This is a genomic window from Tepidimonas sp., assembly GCF_036824975.1.
In the GTDB taxonomy this organism is placed as follows: Bacteria; Pseudomonadota; Gammaproteobacteria; order Burkholderiales; family Burkholderiaceae_C; genus Tepidimonas.
On the sequence record NZ_DAISZC010000053.1, the window covers coordinates 9,452 to 15,324 of the forward strand.

4 protein-coding genes and 1 pseudogene are annotated in these 5,873 nt (G+C 66.8%); 2 read left to right on the forward strand and 3 right to left on the reverse strand.

Annotated elements, in window-relative coordinates; translation table 11 throughout:
- Window positions 1-161 precede the first annotated feature (161 nt).
- From ccsB to V7Z54_RS07220, 3 genes are all read right to left on the reverse strand, one after another.
- Window positions 162-1,523, reverse strand: a complete 1,362-nt coding sequence (gene ccsB / locus V7Z54_RS07210) for a c-type cytochrome biogenesis protein CcsB (protein WP_334135467.1) — start codon at window positions 1,521-1,523, stop codon at window positions 162-164.
- On the reverse strand, window positions 1,520-3,661 hold the full coding sequence (locus tag V7Z54_RS07215; RefSeq protein ID WP_334135469.1) for a cytochrome c biogenesis protein ResB: 2,142 nt from the start codon (window positions 3,659-3,661) through the stop codon (window positions 1,520-1,522). Before V7Z54_RS07215 ends, ccsB begins: the two co-directional genes overlap by 4 nt.
- 218 nt (window positions 3,662-3,879) lie before the next feature.
- The gene (locus V7Z54_RS07220; protein ID WP_334135470.1) at window positions 3,880-4,494 is read right to left on the reverse strand and encodes a c-type cytochrome; all 615 of its coding nucleotides are present in this window, start codon (window positions 4,492-4,494) and stop codon (window positions 3,880-3,882) included.
- A 105-nt stretch (window positions 4,495-4,599) separates the two neighbouring features.
- Between V7Z54_RS07220 and yihA the strand changes: the two genes are divergently transcribed.
- Window positions 4,600-5,274, forward strand: a complete 675-nt coding sequence (yihA, locus tag V7Z54_RS07225) for a ribosome biogenesis GTP-binding protein YihA/YsxC (protein WP_334135472.1) — start codon at window positions 4,600-4,602, stop codon at window positions 5,272-5,274.
- A gap of 136 nt (window positions 5,275-5,410) precedes the next feature.
- Window positions 5,411-5,873 (forward strand): annotated as a pseudogene (locus V7Z54_RS07230) (alpha/beta fold hydrolase); the annotation flags it as partial.

The window sequence follows — 5,873 nt, forward strand, 5'->3', positions numbered from 1 at the left end:
GCACACACCGACCCGACGGCGGCCAAACCCACCCGCCGCAACCACACCCGCCGATCTTTGAACACGGCTTCAGGCGTGATTTCACTGGGCCGACTGCGCATCCTGCCAACTGCCATCACACAACCGGGCCGCCATGCCGCGCCATCACCGGGCAGCGCCGCTTACAGCGCACCGTAGCTGTGCAGGCCGCTCAGGAACATGTTGACGCCCAGAAACGCGAAGGTGGTGATGCCCAAGCCCACCAGCGCCCACCACGCGGCCACCGTACCGCGCAGCCCCTTCATCAGGCGCATATGCAGCCACGCCGCATAGTTGAGCCAGACGATCAGCGCCCAGGTCTCCTTCGGGTCCCAGCTCCAGTAACCACCCCACGCCTCGGCTGCCCACAGCGCCCCCAACACGGTGGCGATGGTGAAAAACGCAAAGCCCACCGCGATGGCTTTGTACATCACGTCGTCGAGCACCTGCAGACTTGGCAGACGCTCGGCGATGCGCCGGCGCGCAGACAGAATGCCGCCAACGATCAGTGCCGACACGCCAAAGTAAATGAACCAGTAGCTGCCGCCCTTGTCCGCTGCGTCCTGGCGGAACACCAGCGGCTCGAAGCACAGCACCACACCCAGCGCCCACAGCGGCGCCAGTTTCCACCAGCGCGTCTCGGCAGCGCTTTGCTTGATGAGGTAGGCAAACGCCAGCATGGCAGCAATGGCAAAGGTGCCGTAGCCGATGAAATTGGCCGGCACGTGCAGCTTCATCCACCAGCTCTGTAGCGCCGGCACCAACGGCTGAATTTGGTGCGCCTCACGCACCACCGTGTACCACAGCAAAAAGCCCACCGCGGCGCTGACGATCAGCATCGCAAACGCCCCCATGCGGCGCGTCTGATAGCGGTCTTCGTAATACAGATAGTAGGCGGCGGTCAGCCACGCAAACAGCACGAATACCTCGTACAGGTTGCTGACCGGAATGTGGCCAATGCCGGGCCCGATCTGGTGACTTTCGTACCAGCGCACCATCGTACCCACCAGCGCCAGCGTTACCGCCACCCAGGCGATGCGCGAGCCCAGCCGCTCGGCCGTGTCGCCACCGCGCGGCGCCAGCATGCCTATCCAGTAAAACACCGTGCTCATGAAAAACAGCACGCTCATCCACAGGATGGCCGACTGACTGGAGAGGAAGTACTTGAGCAGGAACACCTGCTCGGCCCGCGCCAAATCGGCGCGCCCGTCCACCTGGTACAGGCCAATGGCCAGCAGCGACAGCGCTCCCACCGCCACTGTCAGCAGCTGCACCGGTCGCCAAAACCACGCCAGCGCAATCAGGCTGGGCGCCGTCCCGGCCAAGATGGCGCGCTCGTAACCATCCATGCGCGCGCCGTAGATGGCAAACGCCACGGCGGTGGCGGCCAGCACCAGTACGGCATACAGCCAGTCCCACAGCGTACGCCGCTGCAGCCAGCCGCGCACGCCGCTGTTGGGGCGCCCGGCGGGGCGCAAATCGATGGTCTCGGTGGCAGTGGTCATGTCGCACCTCCAGCGGTGGGGGTAGGAAGCAGAGCCTTGAGCGCGTCAAACTCGCGGTCGTTGTCCAGCAGCTTGCGGTTGCTCGACAGCGCCATGGTCGCGGCGGCGCCCGACGCCGACGGCGCCAACCACACCCACAGGCGCCGCTCACGCACATAGAGCATGGCAAAAACGCCGACGATCAGCAACGCACACCCCAGATAGACAATGGTCTTGCCGGGGGCTCGCGCCACCTGGAAAACGCTGGCCTGCACGTGCTCGAAGTCGGTCAGCGTCAGCACCAGCGGTGCCGGGTAGAAAAAGGCGTCCGACAGCGCCAGCACCGCCTGCGTCATGAAGGCCGCGGTGGCGTCGCCACGTTCCGCGGGCGGCAACCCCGCCTGCTGGCGGCTGAGCTGGTACAGCTCAAACAGGGCGCCGTTGAGGATGCGCAGCAGCACTTCGCCGACGCGCTCGCGCTCCGCCTCGGGGATGTTGGCCTCCATGAAGGCCGACAGCGCCTGCAGCCCCCCCAGCCGCGGCGCGCCGTTGTGCGGCAGCCGCGCGATCTCGGGATCCTCGCCGGCGAACAGGTCGATGGCGCGCTGTGCCGAGCCGGTCAGTGCCTCCACCACCGCGGGCGGCTGTCCGGCAGCCGCATGGGCCACGTAGCGCTGCACCGCCTGGCGGCGCAGCGCGGCATCGGCCAGCGCCGCGCGCAGGCGCACGAAGCCCTCCATGCCGTCGTTGTCGTCCACCGGCACGCGCAGGTAGCGGAACGGCTCGGACGGCGACTCGCGCACCCCCAGCAGGTACACGCGCTGGCCGTCGAGTTCGATGGGCAACTGGTAGTTGTGGAATTCCCGCGCCTGACCGGCTTCGTCGCGCAACTTGTAGGCGACGCTGGGACCGACATTGCGCAACGTGCGCTCCGTCACGGTCTTGTTGCCGGCACCCAAGCGGGCCTCGATGGCCTGCCGCAAATCGACCCGACGCACATCCGCCGCGTCACGTCCCTGGCCGCCAAAGTTTTCGACATTAATGACGCGCAGCCCAGTAAACTCCAGGCGCAGCCGTTCGCTGCCGTTGGTCAGCATCGTCGCCTCACCGATGCGGCCCTGCACCTCGAACGGCTTGACCGCCGCGCCCATCGGCAGCGCGCGCAGCTTCACCAGCGAGCCGCCGTCGTCGAAGCTGGACTGATAGATGGAGATGCCGCGGTGCTCAACCGGGTGGTTGACTTCGACCCGCGCCGGGCGCGCCTCGCCCGTGTAGCGGTCATGGATAACAATCTCACTGGCAAACAGACGCGGCATGCCGCTGTCGTAGTACTCGACGATGAACTTTTTCAGCTCGACTTCGAACGGCAGCTCCTGCAGCACCACGCCCTCGGGCTGCGCCAACACGGCAATGCCGGCACGGGTGCCTTCGGTGACCAGCAGATTGCCGCGGAAGGTGGGGTTAGCATCGCTGAGGCGGTGCTTCTGCGGCACCTCGGCGATCAGCCCGCCGCCCTGAAGCGGCTCCTTGTCCCCGAACCACATCTGCAGGCGCACCATCAGGTCGCCGTCGAGTAACCCCCCGATGCAGATGATGACGATGGCCGCATGGGCAGCGAGGTAGCCGATCTTGTTGGCCGCTCCGGCCTTGGCCGCTACCATCCAGCCAGTGCCGCCGGGCGTCTGACGCGACTGCAGGCGCACCTTCCACCCACGCGCCAGCAGCGCCTGGCCGATGCGTTCGGCCGCGGCACGCGGCGGCTCGGCCAACTCGGCCCGCGCCTTGTGATGGAACGCCTGCAAGCTCTGCTCGCGCACGTGCTCCTTGAACTGGCGCAGATCGGCCACGATCTTGGGCGTGTTGCGCACGATGCACAGTGACGTGCTGACGACCAAAAAGGCCAGGATCAGCAAAAACCACCACGCGCTGTAGACCGCGTACAGGTTCAGCGCACCAAACACCTCGGACCAGAACGGCCCGAACTGGTTGACATAGTTGTTCAGCGGCTCATGCTGCTTGAGCACGGTGCCCACCACCGACGCAATGCAGATCACCGTCAGCAGCGCGATGGCAAAGCGCATCGACGACAGCAGCTCCACTGCCGCCGTCAGCCAGCGGTTCGTGGCACGCAACTCGATTCCGGCAGTGGAGACGCTCATGCGGCTTCGGCTACACAAAAAAGGCAGGCCCGTGGGGCCTGCCTGGCGTCGGATCGGTGGCTGGGCCAAAGGTTCCGCACAGCGGGCCGGCAACCACCCAGAATATTATCAGACACTGATATTTCCGGTTCCGCATCGCGGGCATCTTCCCCGCGACCGTGCGCCGCCAGACCCACAGGGCACGCGGTCAACCGCCTACCCCAGCCTGCCCGCCGCACTTACTGCAGCCCAGCGATATATTCGGCCAGCGCCGCAATTTCGCGGTCGGTCAGGTAGCGCGCAATTTCGTGCATCTGCTTGTTGTTGGCGCGCTCGTTGCTGCGGAACAGCTTGAGCTGCGTGGCGGTGTACTCGGCGTGCTGACCGGCCAGCCGCGGGTATTCCGCCGGGATACCCGCGCCATTGGGCGAGTGACAGCCTGCGCAGGCCGGAATGCGCCGATCCATCAGCCCACCGCGGTAAATGCGCTCTCCCAACCGCACCAGCTCGGCGTTGGTGGCAAAACCCGGCGCCGCCTTCTGGCTAGCCAGCCAGTGGGCGATGTCGCGCATGTCCTGCTCGGACAGCCCCGACGCAAAGCCCACCATCACCGCGTTGGCGCGCTTGCCGCTTTTGTATTCGGTCAGTTGCTTGATCAGATACTCGGGGTGCTGCTGCGCCAGTTTGGGATTGGCCGCGGTGGTGGAGTTGCCGTCAGCGGCGTGACAAGCCACGCACACCTGCCCGTACAGCGTGGCTCCGCGCTTCACATCAGGCTGGCCGCTTTGCGCGACAACGGGCCAGGACAGGGTGGCAGCCAACGCGGCAGCGATGAGCGTGACGAAGGGTTTCATGACGTATTCGCAGAGAGGGCGCAACAAGTGGTATTGGGCGGCGCGTACCCCGCCCGATGGGGTACGCTGGCGCGGGATTTTACAATGCCCCAACACCCGACTGGCATGAACACCGACACCCTGCTTGCTGGCGCACCCACCCCTACCACGCCCATGGCGTGGCTGCACACGGCGCGCTTTCTCACCGAAGCGCCGCAGCTGCAGCACCTGCCCGCGCTGGAGGTGCCCGAAATCGCTTTTGTCGGCCGCTCCAACGCCGGCAAGTCCACCTGCATCAACACCCTGGCGCAGCAGCGCCAACTGGCCTTCGCCTCCAAGATGCCCGGGCGCACCCAGAGCATCGTGCTGTTTGCGCTGGGCAAGGGCGGGCAGACCGACGCCGTGCTGGCCGACCTGCCCGGCTATGGCTACGCCGCGGTGCCGCAGGCGGCCAAGCGGCGCTGGCAGCAGGTCATGGCCCATTACCTGGTCAGCCGCCCTAACCTGCGCGCCGTGGTGCTGCTGTGTGACGCGCGCCTGGGCCTGACCGAGCGGGATGAGGCGCTGCTGGAGATCATCCGTCCCCGGGTCGAGCAGGGTCTGGACTTTCTGGTGCTGCTGACCAAGGCGGACAAGCTCTCGCACCAGCAGGCCACCCGGGCACTGTCGATTGCGCGATTGCAATGCCGCGGCGGCGATGCGATGCTGTTTTCCGCCATCAAGCGCCAAGGGGTGGAAGACGTGGCCCAGCGGCTGTGGGATTGGGCCCATCGCCGCGCAGGCGCGCCGGCAGCCGGCTAAACAGGCGCGGTACCGCCGTGGGGTCAGACCGCTGCCGACGCGCCGGCCGCATCTGCCCGACGGCACTCCGAGGGGCTGCCCGAGCCGTCGGTACCGGTTCACGCTCACTACCCTGCTGTCCTCGAGGCCACCCTCCATGACCATCCAAACCTTCGACTGCCCGCTGCCCCACGGCATCACGCTGAGCGAGCGTGCCGCAGGACAGCCCGGCCGGCCGGTGCTGCTGTTTCTGCACGGCTTTCCCGAAGCGGCGTTCGTGTGGGACGAGGCCCTGAGACATTTCGCCGCGGCTGAGCACGGCGGCTGGCGTTGCATCGCGCCCAACCTGCGTGGCTACGAGCGCTCCAGCGCCCCCACCGACCCGCAAGCCTATCGGGCCACGCCACCTGGTCCAAGACATCGCCGCCCTTATCGACATCGTCACGGCCGACAGTCCCACGCCGGCTCAGGTGGCCGCACTCGTGGCGCACGACTGGGGCGGCGCCGTAGCGTGAAATCTGGCCGCCACCCAGCCGCAGCGGCTACAACGGCTGGTCATCCTGAACTCCCCCCCACCCGGGCGCCTTCTGGCGCGATTTGCGGCACCGCGCCGCGCAGCA